Source organism: Rhodococcus sp. 3258 (genome assembly GCF_031456475.1).
Lineage (GTDB): Bacteria > Actinomycetota > Actinomycetes > Mycobacteriales > Mycobacteriaceae > Rhodococcoides > Rhodococcoides fascians.
In genome coordinates, this window is sequence record NZ_JAVDUT010000004.1 from 116,645 (window position 1) to 133,963 (window position 17,319).

The 17,319-nt window shown below is 62.0% G+C and carries 15 protein-coding genes, 1 pseudogene and 1 riboswitch; of the genes and pseudogenes, 13 read left to right on the forward strand and 3 right to left on the reverse strand.

Annotated features, from left to right (window positions below):
* Positions 1 to 44 precede the first annotated feature (44 nt).
* Positions 45 to 965, forward strand: a complete 921-nt coding sequence (locus J2X62_RS14335) for a LysR family transcriptional regulator (protein WP_310181377.1) — start codon at positions 45 to 47, stop codon at positions 963 to 965.
* Here J2X62_RS14335 and helR read toward each other — a convergent pair.
* Positions 921 to 3,083: an RNA polymerase recycling motor ATPase HelR gene (helR, locus tag J2X62_RS14340; RefSeq protein ID WP_310181379.1), complete on the reverse strand. Its 2,163-nt coding sequence runs from the start codon at positions 3,081 to 3,083 to the stop codon at positions 921 to 923. The genes J2X62_RS14335 and helR overlap by 45 nt on opposite strands.
* A gap of 94 nt (positions 3,084 to 3,177) precedes the next feature.
* Here helR and J2X62_RS14345 point away from each other — a divergent pair, with 94 nt between their 5' ends.
* Positions 3,178 to 3,702 (forward strand): hypothetical protein, encoded by a 525-nt coding sequence (locus J2X62_RS14345; protein ID WP_156394670.1) that lies wholly within the window; start codon positions 3,178 to 3,180, stop codon positions 3,700 to 3,702.
* On the opposite strand, the gene J2X62_RS14350 is transcribed toward J2X62_RS14345, so the two are convergent.
* A complete protein-coding gene (locus J2X62_RS14350) occupies positions 3,660 to 4,067 on the reverse strand; it encodes a hypothetical protein (protein ID WP_310181380.1) in 408 nt (135 codons plus the stop codon). The two genes, J2X62_RS14345 and J2X62_RS14350, sit on opposite strands and share 43 nt — an antisense overlap.
* Before the next feature lie 216 nt (positions 4,068 to 4,283).
* Positions 4,284 to 6,479 (reverse strand): EAL domain-containing protein, encoded by a 2,196-nt coding sequence (locus tag J2X62_RS14355; RefSeq protein WP_032372765.1) that lies wholly within the window; start codon positions 6,477 to 6,479, stop codon positions 4,284 to 4,286.
* Positions 6,480 to 6,852: 373 nt separating this feature from the next.
* Between J2X62_RS14355 and J2X62_RS14360 the strand changes: the two genes are divergently transcribed.
* From J2X62_RS14360 to J2X62_RS14410, 11 genes and pseudogenes are all read left to right on the forward strand, one after another.
* Positions 6,853 to 7,797: a squalene cyclase gene (locus J2X62_RS14360; protein ID WP_310181382.1), complete on the forward strand. Its 945-nt coding sequence runs from the start codon at positions 6,853 to 6,855 to the stop codon at positions 7,795 to 7,797.
* Positions 7,798 to 7,944: 147 nt separating this feature from the next.
* Positions 7,945 to 9,041, forward strand: a pseudogene (locus J2X62_RS14365) (hypothetical protein).
* A 227-nt stretch (positions 9,042 to 9,268) separates the two neighbouring features.
* Positions 9,269 to 9,356: riboswitch (ZMP/ZTP riboswitch) on the forward strand.
* Positions 9,357 to 9,371: 15 nt separating this feature from the next.
* A complete protein-coding gene (locus tag J2X62_RS14370; RefSeq protein WP_310181384.1) occupies positions 9,372 to 10,589 on the forward strand; it encodes a benzoate/H(+) symporter BenE family transporter in 1,218 nt (405 codons plus the stop codon).
* 113 nt (positions 10,590 to 10,702) lie between these two features.
* The gene (locus J2X62_RS14375; protein ID WP_310181386.1) at positions 10,703 to 11,047 is read left to right on the forward strand and encodes a nuclear transport factor 2 family protein; all 345 of its coding nucleotides are present in this window, start codon (positions 10,703 to 10,705) and stop codon (positions 11,045 to 11,047) included.
* A complete protein-coding gene (locus tag J2X62_RS14380) occupies positions 11,044 to 11,883 on the forward strand; it encodes an SDR family NAD(P)-dependent oxidoreductase (protein ID WP_310181388.1) in 840 nt (279 codons plus the stop codon). The genes J2X62_RS14375 and J2X62_RS14380 overlap by 4 nt, the downstream gene beginning before the upstream one ends.
* A 139-nt stretch (positions 11,884 to 12,022) precedes the next feature.
* The gene (locus tag J2X62_RS14385; protein ID WP_310181389.1) at positions 12,023 to 12,469 is read left to right on the forward strand and encodes a VOC family protein; all 447 of its coding nucleotides are present in this window, start codon (positions 12,023 to 12,025) and stop codon (positions 12,467 to 12,469) included.
* 203 nt (positions 12,470 to 12,672) lie between these two features.
* Positions 12,673 to 13,788: a hypothetical protein gene (locus tag J2X62_RS14390; RefSeq protein WP_310181391.1), complete on the forward strand. Its 1,116-nt coding sequence runs from the start codon at positions 12,673 to 12,675 to the stop codon at positions 13,786 to 13,788.
* A gap of 288 nt (positions 13,789 to 14,076) precedes the next feature.
* Positions 14,077 to 14,280: a hypothetical protein gene (locus J2X62_RS14395; RefSeq protein ID WP_156394672.1), complete on the forward strand. Its 204-nt coding sequence runs from the start codon at positions 14,077 to 14,079 to the stop codon at positions 14,278 to 14,280.
* A 351-nt stretch (positions 14,281 to 14,631) separates the two neighbouring features.
* Complete coding sequence (locus tag J2X62_RS14400) at positions 14,632 to 15,015, forward strand: SdpI family protein (RefSeq protein ID WP_162247568.1); 384 nt, start codon at positions 14,632 to 14,634, stop codon at positions 15,013 to 15,015.
* A 328-nt stretch (positions 15,016 to 15,343) separates the two neighbouring features.
* Positions 15,344 to 16,021, forward strand: coding sequence for an N-acyl homoserine lactonase family protein (locus J2X62_RS14405; RefSeq protein ID WP_162247569.1), 678 nt, complete (start codon positions 15,344 to 15,346; stop codon positions 16,019 to 16,021).
* 216 nt (positions 16,022 to 16,237) lie between these two features.
* Positions 16,238 to 17,293 (forward strand): DUF4238 domain-containing protein, encoded by a 1,056-nt coding sequence (locus J2X62_RS14410; RefSeq protein ID WP_310181397.1) that lies wholly within the window; start codon positions 16,238 to 16,240, stop codon positions 17,291 to 17,293.
* Positions 17,294 to 17,319 lie beyond the last annotated feature (26 nt).

A 17,319-nucleotide genomic window follows, 5' to 3' on the forward strand; every position in this document is an offset into this window, starting at 1 on the left:
CGGTCCAGCGATGTAATTTCGGCAGTATTGCGTACCGTTACTTCATGATCGATGTCAATGCACTCCACGCGCTGCGTGCAGTTGCCGCCCTGGGCACGCTGATGAAAGCGGCCGACGAGCTCGGCTACACCGCGTCGGCCGTCTCCCAGCAGATCAAACGGCTCGAACGCCAGGTCGGAACGCCGGTACTTGCGCAGGCGGGCAGAGGTGTTGTCCTCACGCCGGCCGGACGGGCAATGGTCGAATCTGCGGACGAGGTGTTCCACGCTCTCGAGCGGTGTCTGGAGTCGGCGAGATCGGCAGACGAGGGTGCCGCGCGCGGGGTGGTACGAGTGGTCGGATTCTCCACTGCGATCCGCGGTCTGCTCGCCCCTGCACTCGCGACCCTGAGCGCTCGCCATCCCGACCTCACCGTGCAGATCGGGGAGGAGGACCCGGATAAGGCGCTGCACAGTGTGCATTCGGGGGCAGCCGACCTGGCGCTGGTGCACGACGCCGACGGAGTTCCCGCAGTGGCTCCCCGCTCGATCGTTCGGCGATCCATTCACACCGACCACGGCGATGTCGTCATGAATCGAACCCACCCCCTCGCCGCAGGGAAGTCGCCCCTGACACCGGCAGGCCTCGCGACGTACCCGTGGGTGACGAGCCCGGCGGGCACGTTGTGCCACCAGTGGTTTCGTCGACTGTTCGCGGACACGTCGAGCGAGATCGACGTTCGGCACCTCGTCGACGACTTCTCCACTCAGCTTTCCCTGGTGGAGGCAGACAATGTGCTGGCACTGATTCCCCGTCTCGCGCGACCGCCTCTGGGCCCGACGCTCGTGGCGGTCCCGCTGGCGCGCGCCCCCAAGCGAGAAGTGCATGCCGCGTGGAGGCGCAGCGCCAATGCGAGTCCGGCGATCCACGCCGTGCTGGATCTACTCGATTCGCTCGCGCTGCGACGAGGTCAAGATGACGAGTAGACCTGTGGCTCGTGTCATCGCCACATACGTGTCGACAGCACCTGCGACGCCGGAGCCGAACAAATCCGGGTCGATCAGAACGACCAGATCGAATTCCAGACCTTTGGCGAGCTGCGGTGTCAGCGAGCTGATTCGATCGGACTGCGGAAAAGTAGGATCACCGATCACGCATGCGGTTCCGCCGGTCGTCGAACCGAGCCAATCGGCGAGAACCGTCGAAAGCGATGCGACGTCACCGTATTCGACCGGCACGCCGGTACTGTGTATCGACGTGGGAACGTTGGCGTCGGGCAGCGCCGCCCGGATCACCGGCTCGGCCACGTCCATAATTTCCTGCGGCGTCCGGTAATTTACGCCGAGAGCGGCGACGGTCACCTCGTCGATACCTACTCGTTCGAGCCGATCCGGCCACGTCTCGGTAAAGCCCCGACGAGACTGCGCTCGGTCTCCGACGATGGTGAAACTCCCAGCAGGGCATCGCCGAATCACCATCTGCCACTGCGCATCGGTCAACTCCTGAGCCTCGTCGATCACGATGTGCGCGAAGGGACCCGCCAGCGGATCCGTCGGATGGTCCTCGAAGCCGGACGAATCGACGAGTGCATCCCGAATTATCTCCTGACGGAATTGCGCGGCCATCATCTCGTCGTCGTCGACCGCCATCAACTCGTCGACGACACTGTCCATTCGCGAGCGTTCGATCGCAGCAGCCAGTGATCGGCGTCGTTGTCGTAGAGCATGTTTCGGATCGCCGAGTCGCGCCCGTGCCGCGTCGAGCAGCGGTAGGTCGGCCACAGTCCAGTGTGTCGCATCAGCGCGTCGAAGTGCTCGAATGTCGTCCGCGTCGAGCCAGGGTGCGCATGTGCGCAGGTATGCCGGAACGGTCCACAGGTCCGCGACGAGGTCTGCGGCACGGACGATCGTCCACGAGCGTTCCAGGACGTCACGCAGATCCTCGTTCAACTGCAGCGACTGCCGAAATTCTTCGCTGGATCCCTGTGCGGCACAGCGATCGGTCACGATGGTCGTCAGTAGGTCCCAGATCAGCTCGCGAGCCTCGTTGTGCGGCGTACCGGGATCTGGCGCACCGAATGCCTCCACCCAGTCGTTCGGCGTCAATACAAATGTTCCCCAGTCTGTTTCGACTGTGACGTCGTGGGTCGGTGGTTGTTCGTAGAAGGCAACAGCCGCCTCGATGACCGCGTCGACGTCGAGGTCTTCCTTGAGCCGCGCCGCAACAGGATCGGTGTCGTCGAGAGCATGTGTCCCCTCTGCGACGAGGTCTCGCAGGGTGCATGTTTGTACTCCCTCCTCGCCGAGACTGGGGAGTACGCCCGAGACGTACGCGAGGTAGGGCTGATGCGGACCGATGAACAGTACTCCGCCGCGGTTGTGTCCTATCCGTGAGTCTGCGTACAGCAGGTACGCGGTGCGGTGAAGGGCAACAACAGTTTTCCCGGTTCCCGGTCCGCCGTCGACCACCAATGCCCCGTGCGCATCGGCTCGAATGACCGCATCTTGATCCGCCTGGATCGTGCCCAATACGTCACGCATCCGAGGTGAGCGCTCGGCACCCAGACTGGCGATGAACGCGGACTGATCGTCCAGCGCGGCGTTGTCGTCCAGAGACGTGGGATCGAACACTTCGTCCCAGTAGTCGGTGATGCTGCCGTTCGTCCACCGATAGCGGCGACGGCTTTTCAGCCCCATCGGGTTGGCATGGGTTGCACCGAAGAACGGCTCGGCAGCGGGGGAGCGCCAGTCGACGAGCAGTTGCTCGCCCGCATCGCCGAGCAAGCCGGTACGCCCCACGTACACCGGTTGGTCCGAGTCGATGGGGACGAACCTCCCCAGACACAGATCGGCACCGTAACGACGCAGTTGGCGCAGTCGCCCGTTCAATCGGTGAATCTCGAAATCACGTTCCATCACCTCCTGCCCCATCCGCCCGGATGACTTCTGGATGGCGTTCAATCGAGCGATCGTGTCGGAACGTGACTTCTCGATGCTGGCGGTGATTGCCGAAAAGTGCTGTCGGTCATGACCGATGAGCGTGGGTTGGCGCTTCGGTGCGAGCCTGTCGGGGAGGTCGAAGACATGAGGCGGCACTGATTTCACGGGACTCCGATCCGATGGTGCGGGTGTGCAGCGAGCCATTCTGAACCCTCGACGGGGTCTTGCCGCAAGACCCCGGGTGAGCTATACATTGAAAGTGGAAAGAGAGCGAATCTTCTTCTCCGCATCACGCCGCAGACGCCCGTTGCGTGTTCTGCGTGGATTACTTCCCTTGATCGGCACGGGCGTATTGGCCGGCGGAGCCGTTCAGCTCGGTTTTGTGACCGGCGTACGGGTCGACGGTCACGGCGGTGAGGTCGGCGCTGCTGTCGCTCTGATCGGCGTGACATGTTGCGTAGCGCTTCTCGCGTGGGGTTGGACCGGATTGTGTGCGTCCCCGAAGGCGCTCGCGGCGGCCATCTCGACCGGGGTCCTGGCGTTCCTCACCACGGCGCTGACCATTTCCTTCGTGGCAACGCCCTACGACGCGATCGTGTGCGGACACTCATCGGACTTCTGCGGACTGGGAGTGCTTCAGGTGGTTCCGACTGTCGGGGCGGTAGCGCCATGGACCGTCGCCGGAATTCCCGGCCTACTTCTCGTACTCACGGATCGGCGTGCACGACGCGTAACAAACGATCAGACGGTCAGCCCACCACCGCGGTGGAGCTCCAGTCGGTAGATGACGCCGCCGAACAGGGTTCGTTGTACTGCTTCGTCGGCGAAGTAGCTGTCGATGTGCAGGGGTTCGAGATTGGGGTGCGCTTCGAGGTGTTCACGAATGACCGGTACGACAACATCGGGCGTGAGCACGAATCGCTCACCACCGAGGTCGGTGATGCTCGCTCGGCCGCAGCCGTCCCAATCGTGGACGTTGGACCAGTGGCGGATTCCGCAGCCCTCGATCGCTTCGATCAACAGTCGCTGCGCGTAGGGCAGCACGATGGTGCAGTGCGCGCGCACCGCCGCAAGGCCCTGCCGATACGTGACTCCGTGAGCCGCGGCGTAAGCCCGAGCTGCGTGCTTTTCGACGTGGTTCCTGGTCATGAGAGTTCCAATCGCATTGTGCACCAGCCCCGCGCGCCGTTGCACCGGTCGGAATCATGAACACGGCGTGACGTAACTGAACGTTCTTCATCGCAGATCCGGGCGGACCTTGCCCCTGAAGCGCTGTCGGAGGCGGCGCGGGTGCCTTCTGCAGCTGGGGTGGCTATGCGAGTAGCTCTGATTCGGCACGCTATCACGAAGCGAAGTGACGGGGGTTCACTCAGAAGAGAGCAGCAGATCGGTGATTGCTGCGGCGCTCATCGGACGTCCGAGCAGGAATCCCTGAGCTACGTCGCATCCTGTTGCGGCGAGTGCTTCGAGTTGTTCTTCGGTTTCGACGCCTTCGCCGACGACTGTGACGTCGAACGCGCGGGCGAGTGCAACGATCGCCGAGATTATTGCCCTGGCGCGGACGGCGGGCAATCGGGCCACGTATGACTTGTCGATCTTGAAGCTCTCGAACATCGGGTACCGGTCCAGATACGACATGGAACTGTGCCCTTTGCCCATATCGTCGAGGAGTAAGGACACGCCCATTGCGTGCAGCGCCGCAACGGTATTCGCCACTCGTTCGGTGTCTGCGACCCACACTGTTTCGGTCACTTCCAGACCCAATGCGTTCGGTGGTAGGCCGGTGTCAGCCAGGACAGTGGCGACCTGCGCCGGAAACTCGTGGTCTCGCAGTTGGAGCGCACTGACATTGACGCGCACCACGACGTCGGAGAATGCGCGCCACCGCACTGCGTCGCTGCACGCGACGCGGAGCGCCCATGCGCCCAATGGTGTTGCGAGACCTGTTCTTTCGGCGACTGCGACGAATTCGGTCGGCTCGACAGGCCCTAGATCATGATGATTCCAGCGGGCGAGCGCCTCGACTGCAACGACCTCACGCGTCGAGATGTCCACCAGAGGTTGGTATGCCATGGTGAGTTCGTTCGAGCTCAATGCCGCGCGCAGGTCGACCGACAGCGATCTGATCCGGTCGGCGTCGTACAGGTCTCCCGGGTCGAAAACTGCATGGCCACCGGTTCCGCTGTCCTTGGCGCGGTACATTGCCAGATCTGCCCGGTGAATCAGCTCATGCCTTGTCGAATTCGAGTCGGAGACAGCGACACCGATGCTGGCACTGAGGGGGATGGGGACGTCCTCGGCAGCGAATGGTTTCGCGATGGTGCGGGCGATGTGTCGCGCGATCTCCTCCGCTCGTTCCACAGTGCGCACCCCTTCGCAGATGATCAGGAATTCGTCCCCGCCGAGACGAGCAATGGTGTCGGTCGCGCTCGTTGCGGACACCAGTCGCTCCACGAATTTCACCAGCGCCCTGTCTCCGGCGTCGTGGCCCAGGCTGTCGTTGATGATTTTGAAGTCGTCGATATCCAGCAGAAGGAGGGCCAAAGTATCGGACTGAAAGCGTGCCCGAGCCAGAGCGGTGTCGAGGACGTCGTAGGCGAAAGTGCGATTGGGCAACCCGGTGAGTGCGTCGTGGGTGCTGCGCCGTCGGAGTTGGCTTTCCAGTTCCATTCGTCGAAGTGCCGCGGAGACGATACCCGCGACGGAGCTGAGGAACGAGACTTCCTGTTCGCGATACAGCCGTGCTTCCACACTGTGGATCGAGAGGACTCCCCAGGCGTCTCCAACCGCAGTCATGATCGGTACTGCCACACCGCTGCGCAGTCCGAGCTCCGCCATCGTGTCTGTACGAAACCGGCTTTCGTCGCCGCGGTTGCTGCAAATCACTGGCTGTTCGTGAGCGAGTGCGTACCCGGTCATGGAGCCGTCGCCGGAAGGAACGTCCCGACGAATACCGAGCGAACCGCTCGCGGCATCCATGGTCAAGTAAGGATCGGTGGAATTCTCGAGGTGCGCGATGGCGGAATTTCCCACACCCATCAACGTGGCGGCAGTGTCGGTGGCTGCAGTCAACAGCTCCGACAGCTCGGCGACGACTGCGAACCGACTGAGGTCGGCCAGGGCTTTTTGCTCCTGTGCGTGTCGGCTGGCGGTTACGGCATCGGCCGCCATCCGGGCACTACGTTGTTCGACGGTGTGCCGATGCCGGATGATCGAGACGACGACGTCAGGTCGGCCGTCCGGGGTGTGAACGACGTATGCCGAGACCACGACCGGAATACCTGCACCGGTCCCGTGATGGCGTAGTTCGCAGTAGCCGTCCCACCTTCCCTCGGAACGCAGCGCCGTACCGATCTCCTCGGCGCGCTCACGGCCGTCCGCAGTGAGAAAATCCAAAGCCGGCAGTGTCGATGCCTCGGCCCAGTCGGACACGCCGATGAGTTCCAAGCCTGCTGGGTTGATGTGGAGAACTGTGCCCGTCAGGTCGGCGAGTGCGACGAAGTCCGGCGATCGCTCCAGAAATTGCCGAAGCGACATCACATCGTCGGCAGCATCGAACATCGGCCCTCCGATCTGCGTCGCTCGGTGTTCGAGCGGCTCGGGCCAATGTTATTCGGCCACCGAGTTCGATGGGTTCGAACACGAGCGGGCAGTAACCCGATTGTCAGAAGCACGCCGCCTTCGAACAGTCGACAATGGTTGCGGTCAGAGACTTCTCCGCCACGGAGAACGCGAGCTTCGATGGGGCCGAAAAACAACTGGGCCAGCAATACATTTTCCGACTCGGACCCTCCCCGAGAATCACGTGCAGGCGAGTCGGATGTCTTCACCAATTGTCTCGGCAATTTTGCAGAAATTCGGAACGTAGAGAATGCCCGATGACCCGTCCGCACACAGCGCCGAAAAGGTCGGTTTCATTGCTAGCCTCGCCTTCATGGTCATCGACGAGTGGCTGCTCGATTCGGATCCAGCGATTCGATGGCAGGTACTGCGCGATCTGCACGACGCGCCCCCTGCTGATGTGGCGAGTGAGCGCAATCGAATTGTGTACGAAGGCTGGGGCGCGCGTTTGCTTGCCGCGCGCGACCCGAACGGCCTGTGGGCCGGAGGTGCTTGCTTCCCATCGGGTTTCGACGGCAATTTCTCAGGAGGGCAGCCGTGGACTTCGACGCTTCATTCGTTGACGTTGATGCGCGAGATGGGTGTCGACCCGTACGCCGGTGAAGTACGGACCGCCATCGAGGCGGTGCGCCGGAATTGCCGGTGGGAACACGCAGGCCAACGGTTCTTCGACGGTGAAGTCGAGCCCTGCATCAACGGGAGGACTGTCGCCGTGGGTGCATATTTCGGAGTCGACGTCGACGCGATCGTCACCAGATTGGTGAAAGATCAGCTCGCCGACGGTGGCTGGAACTGCGAGGCGGAGTACGGATCGACTCGCGGGTCTTTTCACTCGACGATCTGTGTGCTCGAAGGGTTGCTCGAGCACGAACGAGCCACGGGCGGCACTCCCGCGTCGAGTGCCGCACGCCACCGAGGCGAGGAGTACCTTCTGGAACGCCGGCTGGCCAGGAGGGTGAGCACGGGGGAGCTCGTCGAACCGAACTGGTTGCTTTTCTCCTTTCCGACCTGGTGGCATTACGACCTGCTTCGTGGAGTCGACTACTTCCGAACCGCTGGATCTTTCGTCGACCCGAGATTGACGGCGGCAATCGAACACATCCGGTCGAGACAGTGTGACGACGGCACTTGGCTGCTGGACAGAACTCACGCCGGTGCGGTCCACTTTCCGATCGAGAATGGCGATGGGCGTCCGAATAGGTGGAATACCCTGCGCGCCCTGCGAATCATGAGATGGTCCGGAGTGGAGACATCGTGACAATCCGCGCGTGAGCCGTCGACCGAGTGAGCAGCGAAAACCTCTGTGCGGACATCGGTTTGGTGAACCGATGCCGAATTCGCCGAGCCTCAGGAATTCTCGAGCCAGAGGGTTCCCGGATCGGACCTGACTGGTTAGAATAATGCGGTGTCGGGGATCGACCACAACCAGGTGGATCGAGCGGGTTCCGCAGGCGAACCGGCTTCGGTGTTATTGATCGCTGATCCCGGCAAACCCACTGCGCTCGCACACCGGGTGGCTGCGCACCTACCGCAACACTTACGAAGCAGAGACCACCGCGAACGCAGATGGACGTCGCGAGTACGCAGTAAGCCGTACCTCTCTGGAGAGCAAGCGGACTTGGCGGACGTTATCGACGCTGTCGATCCGTCTTCTGAGGACGCAGAATCGTCGTGTACCTCACTGATCTGCCACGGCGAGAAGACACCATGCCGGTGGTGGCCGACGTCAGCGCCGAACGATTATTCGCGCTCATCTCCGTTGCAGCGGTGGGTGGTGTGCGTATCGAGGACCGCGTCCGCACGGTGACCGAACTGGCAATCGCCTGTGCCGTGGGTGAACCGGAACTAGCCCCACCCGGCGCACCATCGCGGTTTCCCAGCGAGAACATCGAGGGCGGAACACGCTTCTTCGCACCGTCGGGACTTCGACGGTTGCGGCTGTTGTCGGGGATGGTGCGGGCGAACCGGCCGTGGCGGCTCGTGACAGGGCTGTCGAAAGTGCTGGTCGGAGCTTTTGCCACCGGAGCGTTCGCGCTGGCTACCAGCACGATTTGGTTGTTCGCCGACACAATGGGCCCATGGCGAATGTGCGCGGCGACGATTCTCTCCATTGCGGCGATGGTTCTGTGGCTGATTCTCGATCACGAATTGTGGGAGCGGCCGAAATCACCCGAAGAGCGAGACAGATCTGTGCTGTACAACGCAGCGACAGCCGTGACGTTGGTGATCGGCGTTGTCGTCCTCCACATAGCCCTGTTCTGCATGCTGCTGGGGACCGCGTGTCTCACACTTCCTCCGGGACTGCTGTCCAGCACCCTCGGACACGCGGTCGGCTTTTCCGATTACCTCAGTCTCGCTTGGCTACTCGCGTCCATTGCGACCATCGGTGGGGCGCTCGGTTCGGGCCTCGAAGACGATCGCGCAGTCACCGAAGCCGCATACGGTGTGCGGCAGAGGCAACGGATCGAAGAGACGCAGGCACGCTCGAACGACCCGGAATGACACTGCGACCGATAGAATCGTGGCCTGCCCTCTTCGACGGCGGCACGGATTTCGTCGGCCGACCATCGATGACTGCCCGGGTTCGCAACGCGCACAGTCTTTTCGATACCGGGCGAAAGCATCAATGGCACCCAAGATGGTTCGGGTGGTGCGCGTCGGGTTGCTCCATGGGATGAAGCGGTCACGGTTGTTCCGGTACCGATGGTCCGTAGTTTCGGTCTACCCTGTGGTCGGGCCGTGACTGGCGCTGTGGATGGATCACCATCGGGAAGCGGCCTCGTCTGTTGACGTCTGCCGCGCGCCTGGGCTCCCACCGAGCCGAGGAGAACCATGAGCCACACCCCACCGCGTGATACCGCCGATTCTGATGCACGTAAGACGGGTGGACTGGCGCCACCGATCACGGCAGGCGTGGTCTCGGCCTTGGTCGGGTTCACCAGTTCGTTCGTGATAGTCCTGAGCGGCCTGACAGCGGTAGGAGCGAACCACGAGCAGGCCGCCAGCGGCCTGCTCGCTGTCACCGTCGTCATGGGTCTGGCCTGCATCGTCCTTTCCTGGCAGACTCGGCTGCCGATCACCGCCGCCTGGTCCACCCCCGGCGCGGCCCTGCTCGCGACCACCGGCACCGTCGATGGCGGTTGGCCCGCCGCGGTGGGGGCGTTCCTTGTCACGGGGGTGCTGATCGTCCTCACCGGTTTGGTACCCCAGCTCGCGGCGCTGGTCACCCGGATCCCCACCTCCCTTGCCCAAGCCATGCTCGCCGGGGTCCTCCTGCAGCTCTGTCTCGGCCCGGTCACCGGGTTGGCTGTGAACCCGATCGCTGTCGCCCCGGTTGTCCTGACTTGGCTTGTTGCACTTCGGTTCTCGCCCCGTTGGGCCGCGTCCCTCGCCTTTCTTGCCGCCGCAGTCGTCATCGGGATCACGGTGGCGGCCGGTGATACCACGGTGGGCCCGGCGGACCTCGTACCTCGTGTCCATTTCACGTCGCCGACGCTCACCGTCGCGGGTGTCGTCGGGATCGCACTTCCGCTGTACCTCGTGACCATGGCTTCACAGAACGTCCCGGGTGTAGCGGTCATGGCCGGTCTCGGCTACCAGGTTCCGTGGCGGCGATCGATGCTCGTGACCGGCGCAGGCACCCTGCTCGGCGCGACCGCCGGCGGGCATGCGATCAACCTGGCTGCAATCAGCGCCGCCCTGGCTGCCGGGCCGGACGCGGGTGTGGACCGCACTCGCCGATGGATTGCAAGTCTGACTGCGGGAATCGTCCTGATGTTGCTCGGCGTGGCGTCGGCGTCGTTCGGCACACTCGTTGCACTCGCCCCCGTCGGAGTCATTGCCGCGGTCGCCGGACTCGCACTACTCGGGACACTCGCCGCGTCGTTGACCGCCGCGTTCGCTGATCCGGTAGAGCGAATCCCTGTCGTCATCACTTTTGTGACCGCCGCGTCCGGCACAGTCATCGTCGGTGTCAGCGCTGCCTTCTGGGCGCTCCTGGCGGGGCTGGCTGCACGCTTGCTGGTGGGCAAGCCACGGTCCGCCGCTTGACGTCCTCGGTAACAGCGTGAGTCGACGGGGCGCGGGGGCGAGTGTCGGTCATGGACACCGGTGTGCCGATCCGGTATTGACCTTCCCCCTGGGGGAGGTATCACCGTGGTGTCATGACCACAGAATGGGATGGACTCCCGGACAACGTGAAGAAGTTCATGACCGCCCTCGATGCTCGACAGGGCGCTCGCGCGATCACCGTGTTCACCGCAGATGCCGTCGTGACCGACGAGGGCCACGACCACTCGGGCCGCGAGGAGATCGAGGCCTGGCTGACCGCCTCGGTCAATGAGAGTGAGTACACCTACACAACGGAGTTCACTGGAGCGACCGCGACCGGCACGACCGTCGACGTCACGCAGCACCTGGAAGGCAATTTTCCCGGGGGAGTCGTCGACCTGCACTACCGTTTCACTCTGGACGGCGCGCTGATCAACCGGTTGGTGATCGAGCCATGAGCAAGCGATGGTTCATCACCGGTGGCACACCAGGCGGCTTCGGTATGGCGTACGCCGAGGTGGCTTTGGGTGCGGGGGACCGCGTGGTACTCACGGCGCGGCGTCCAGGGGAACTGGCGTCGTGGGCCGATCAGTACGGTGACCGCGTTCTCGTCGTGCCCATGGATGTTACGGACGCGGCACAGGTACTGCAGGCGGTACGAACGGCCGAAGAGCATTTCGGCGGTATCGACGTGCTGGTCAACAACGCCGGTCGCGGCTGGTACGGATCGATCGAGGGAATGAACGAAGCCTCGATCCGGGCAATGTTCGAGCTGAATTTCTTTGCAGTACTGTCCGTTACGCGAGCCGTGCTACCAGGAATGCGCACCCGCAGAAGTGGGTGGATCGTCAACGTATCCTCAGTGGCCGGACTTCTGGCGGCGGTCGGATTCGGCTACTACAGCGCTACGAAATACGCGATCGAAGCCGTCACCGACGCTCTGCGCCAGGAGGTTGCCGAGCACGGCATCTCCGTGTTGGCGGTCGAACCAGGGGCTTTCCGCACCAACGCCTACGCTGGATTCGCCGACGAGCCTGTCGCGGAAGCGATTCCGGATTACCACGACATGCTGGAACAGGTTCGTGCCGATTTCGTCGACATGAACGGGGTGCAGCCGGGCGATCCGTATCGTGGTGCCCGTGCGGTGATCGAAGCGATGGCTCAGGACCCGCCGCCGCGCCGACTGATCCTGGGCAACAGCGGGTACGACGCCGTGATCGGTGCGCTGGAACAAAACTTGGGCGACATCCGGTCGAACGAAAGGCTTTCTCGTAGCGCGGATTTTCCGGAGTAACCGAGTTGGTGGAGCTCGCTGATTCTGCCGCGGCTGCACGAGGGGACCGGTGAGATCCAGCGGTTGATCGTCGGAGGCGGACTGATGAGAGCCGAACAGAAGCGCAATTCGTTAAACATGCCAGGCGTAGGCTCCTGGCATGTCGTTCAGAATCCTTCGCTCCGACCACGTCGGCTTCGCCGTCGGTTCCCTCGATGACGCCCTTCGGTTCTGGGTCGATGGTCTCGGCGCGGTCCTCGAACGCACCGGCGAGATGGGTGGAGAGTTTCTGGGAGAGGTCACCGGAGCGCACGGGGCTACAGTCCGGATGGCGGTGGTATCCGTTGCGGGTCAGACGGTCGAACTGCTGGAATATCGCAACGTCCAGGGAGAGCAGGGATCCTCTCGACCACACGATCCTGGTTTTGCGCATCTTGCCTTCGAGGTCGACAACATCGACGCGGTCCTGACGCGAATCGCGGACTTCGGGTGGACGGCGCAGGGAACTCCTCAACTTATTGCCGGCGGGGCAAAGGTGGGCACCCGCGTGATGTACGCGGTGGGTCCACACGGAGAGACGATCGAATTCATGGAGCCGCCGCAGTGACAACCGATTACCAAGGAAGTCAGGTTCCGCACAAGGTTTGGAATCCGGCGCTGAAGTTCTCGCGCGCAGTTCAAGCGTAGCTCGACCGGTCGTCCCGTCGATCGAACGTTCAGGACAGTACCGGTAACCCTGCATATCAGAACTGGTCGTATTGCTTCGCAACCCGCAAGCCGATGCGCGAAGCCGACGCTAGGGTCGTCTCCGTGCCCGGAGATACTGAACCTGTTCTGCAGACCTCGGGAATAGTCGAGGTCGACCATGATCAATTCGTGGTCTCGAACGACGACACGGACACTCTCGACGTGCAGGCGAAAGGCACGTTGATCGAGGTTGGTCCGGGATTTCTGTCCACGTACACGGGCGTGTCCTATGGTCCTGCTCGCGTAACTGTGCAGGTGTGGCAGGCAGAGCCCGCCGCCGAGTACGACAACTGGGAAGTAGTCGAACAATCGGTCATCACCGCGTCGGCCGCAATCGAAGTGCGATCACTAGACGGGCGTCCTTCGGACGGCGTGGGGCGAATCCCCGCTGGGACCTATCGTGTTCGAGCACACGCACGTGGCCGCGATACGTCGATCTCGCAGGAGGTGACAGAACCGGTAGAGGACTACCTGTTCCAATTCTGGCCCACACAGCTCGATGACCTCGCCGAACCACCTGTGGTTGCGACGCTGAAGAAGACGGACAGGGCGTGGTCCGACGAGCAGCCGAATGACACCGAGCTGTGGCCTGACAGGTCGATGATCTATGCCCGTGACGAGAACGGTTTAACTCGAAAGGTCGACCCCGAGTCAGATCTCGGCCGCGCTGCCAGGGCGCTGAAGCTCGCTTATGGTGGTCGGCCGCTCGAGGGCAAGCTCACCGACCAAACGTATGCGAAGGCGCTGGCCTTCCTCGACCGACCCTTAGTCGACTGGCTCGCGGAACAAGGCGATGAGATGCTCGACGAGTTCAAGGCCTTCTGTGTCAGAACATGTTTCGCGGTGAGCGGGCTCGACAACTACCCTCGAGTCAACGCGTGGGCTGATCGGGCGATTGCGCAGCGCCGACTCCACGAGGACTACTTCGATCTGGCCGAACGCGTGAAGTGGGATCCGACCATTCCGAAACGGATCGTTCCCGGCGTACCGTCCAGGCGCGAGTCGCTACAGCAATACGAGGCAGTGAAGACACTGGCCGGATTCTACGAGCTGGTCCCTTTCGACTCGTTGCATCGCGCACTGGAGACCTACATGTGCGCCCTGGACACATTCGGCATGGACGGATACGAAGAGTTCATCGCGAAATTGAAGGACCGCTTCGAAATCTCGGATGAATGACGCCTCCACGATGACTCGAAGCCTACGCGGAGCCCGGACTGAACAGTGTCCGTGCGAAATATGCTGCGACACAGCATATGCAGACGACAGTAAACAAGCCGCCGCTACCATGAAAGTCGATAGCTGGAAGCTGAGGAGTGTCCAATGAGCAAATCCCACTGGGGCGCTGCTATTGCGGCCACAGCCGCAATAGCAGCGGTCGCGGGCGTAATCCTCGTGCAAGGTGACAGCACCCCAAGCTCAGACCAACAACCGGCGCAGACCTCGTCTACCGCCCCGGAGGCACACATGAATCAAGCCACTGACCCCGAAGATCCCTACATCGAGGATTCTGAAGGCCCAGGTAGCCCAAGCGAATGGCTCGAGGATGCCCGTGAGGGTCGAGATCCCAACGAGCAACCGCAACAACTGGACGGAGGGGTATCTTCCGAAGCGGGCTTCGACGAGGATGGTGCCGCAATTCTGAGATCCGAGGTCACTCCCGAGAAGTAGGAGCCGGTCTCCGATTTCAACGACGACCAGGCAGCACGTAACATCCCCACTCTGAACAGATTTCGTGCTTCAGCAAGAGATGCGTGCAGTCAGTTTTCCGGAGCTGGATGAATCATCAGATGTAACATGCAGAGGTTTGCCGGTATCCCTGCATATCACGACCGGTCGTAAGGCGGCCAGTGCAGATCCACTAGCTGGAGTACGCAGTCCACGGTCCTCAAATGCTTGCGATTAGAGTTGGTCCTGCGACTGGAACCCGCCGGCCAGGACACGCGCCTGCCGGTGGAGTACCCAATTCGCCGCCATGGACTAGACGTTGGTCTGTCGATCGCAGTCTGGATGGAGGACGAAGTGGAGACAGAATCTATTCGTGCTGTGGCCGCAGCGATGGCAGCGACATTGTTGGTGCTGTCGATAACCGTCTACGTGACGGCATTGGTGACAAAGGGTGATCAAGAGCCGAATTGGGTTATCGGTATTAAGACTCGTGCGACGAAGTCGAGCAAAGAAGCCTGGGTTGCGGGGCACCGTGCGGCGTACCCACTCATGATGGGCGGCGCGACGCACTGCGTGGTCTCCGCGGTACTGATAGCGGCGCTCCTGTTGATCGACCCATCACCTGGGACCGCGGTTCTCATACTCTCCGGTGCGCTAGCACTCGGGGCGGCCGTCATTCTTGCGATGAGTGGCCTCGAGGCTGATCGAGAGGCGAAAAAACATGTCCCAACCACCTAGATTCGCGCAGTGAGTCGAATCGTTGGTGCGTGGGTGTCGCCTGGTGTGATGGCATCGTTGAACCGCTGATAGGGGCAGGGCCGCTGATCATGATGAGGTCTCCGTCCTGTCCGACGCCGTAACGCCTGTTTGTCTGACCTGGCAGCGAGGACGACCGACAGCACCGAGTGCCCAAGTACCGAGTACCGCTCTAGATTCACGCATTTACTTGTAAGCGAAGGGATAAGGACAGATGTCCGTCTACACGGTTCGAGCGCTCCGGTATGCACGTGCGTATTCGACACGAGGCCGAAACTTTCTGCATCCAGATCCACGGCCCAGTGATCCGATGAATCTCGACTACTACATCTGGCTTCTGCAGTCCGAGAGCGAGACCGTCGTCATCGACACCGGGTTTGCTCCCTATCTTGCGGCATCACGGGACCGGGAGTACCTGGCGACGCCTCGCAGTCTTCTGGCAGCAGCAGGCGTCGACTCACACTCAGTGGAGAAGGTCGTGCTCAGCCACTTCCACTACGACCACGTCGGCTGCCTCGCCGACTTCCCTTCCGCAACGTTCTTTGCCCAGCAACGAGAGAAGGACTTCTGGTACGGCGACAATGCGCCGTCCGACGACAAGAAGCTGGTCGAAAACGCGGATCTCGAGATGCTCAACGAACTCGACCTAGCCGGCCGCATCAAGTGGTTCGACGGAAGCGGCACGGTGGCCCCTGGAGTCGAATGCCACCTCGTGGGCGGCCATACGCCCGGCACTCAGATCGTCAGCCTGGAAACTTGTGAGGGGACTGCGGTTCTGGCGACAGATGCGTCGCACTTCTACGAGAACTTTCAGAACCGTCAACTTTTCCGCTTCGTCCACTCGACCGAGGAGATGTTTGCGGGATACGAGCTCATGCGCGCCCTAGCTGACAATCCAGAACTGATTTTCCCCGGCCACGATCCCAATCTGCACGCGCGCGAATCTATCGCTGTCCCAGGCGGGGGAAGCATCCTCCACCTCCTTTGAGTATTGGTGCGAGCTTCCTCTGCTGGTAACGGCGTCGCCGGTTTCGCGCGGACCGTCTAAACTCGATTTTTTGACTGGACCTCGATGTCGGCCGCATCCTGCGACCAGACGTAAACTATTGCAGCGCAACGATACGCAGAGGCTTACTGGTAACCCTGCATATCAAGACTGGTCGTATTGATGAGACCTGCAATTCCAAAAGGTGAGGAGCGGCAGGTGTTTTTGCTTGAGTTTGAACATCGTTGGTTGGCACAGGACTTCGTCGAGGAGTCCAGACGACTGGGTGAGCTGGAGAAGACGAAAAACCAGCACTACGTACCGCAGCTGTATCTGCGCCGGTGGGCGGTCGATGGCCTCGTGCAAATGACTGTCGTAGACCGGCGGCAACCACCTCTGGTGCCGCAGCCTTCCAAGGAGATCGGGAAGCGGAGAAACCTCTACAGCTTGCCACCAGACGACAGCACGATGGGCCCGCCGTTGCGATGGATCGAGAAACACCTGTCTCGAATCGAGGGGGAGTCGGAACGGCACCTGGCGGAGCTTGAGCGACACGGTCTCGGTGTTGTGACCGACGTTGATCTCAAGCGAGATCTGTCGGTGTTCCTCGGCATTCAGATGACGCGCACTCCGAGCAACCGTGAGCGCGCTCTCGTTCTTGTCCAAGCTCCGGATCGAGCGAAGCGGCCGCTCTACCCCGGCATGTCGGACACGGAGTTTCAGGCAATGATCGACCGGACCGAGAAAGACCCTAAGCGCGAAGCGCTCAATCTGATGCTTCTCGATGTGCGCAACGTCGTTGCAGGCTCGCTGTTGCGGCGTGAATGGGCCGTTGTTGAGACCAATGGGCCACTGCTCACTTGCGATGACCCTGTGGTGCTCGTCGGTGGTGGCAACTTTCCTCGCGGCTTTGGTGGTGTCACTTTTAGCTCCGTGGTGATGTATCCGCTCAACCCGACGCGGCTGTTGGTGATGTTCATGCTGCCTGGGCGGGGTTCACGCGGTGGGTACGTCCTCGACGAACGCGAGACGTACTCAGTGAACTTGGAGATTGCTGCCGCTTCACATGCCGTGGTGTTCGAGCGCCCCGGTGACGAACTTGCTGAGCAGTTCCAGGTGCCGCCCCGCGCTCCGGTTGGTTACGACGCCGGCTTGTTGTCCCAACTCGACGATCATGCTGCGATGGTGATGATGCTGCGGGGTGCTAGTCCGCAGAGTAGGTGGGCAGGTCTACCTGATCCCCCGGAGTGGGCCGTACCGCGGTGGCACTCCTGACCTTTCGGCACACCTGCCCCTCCGCG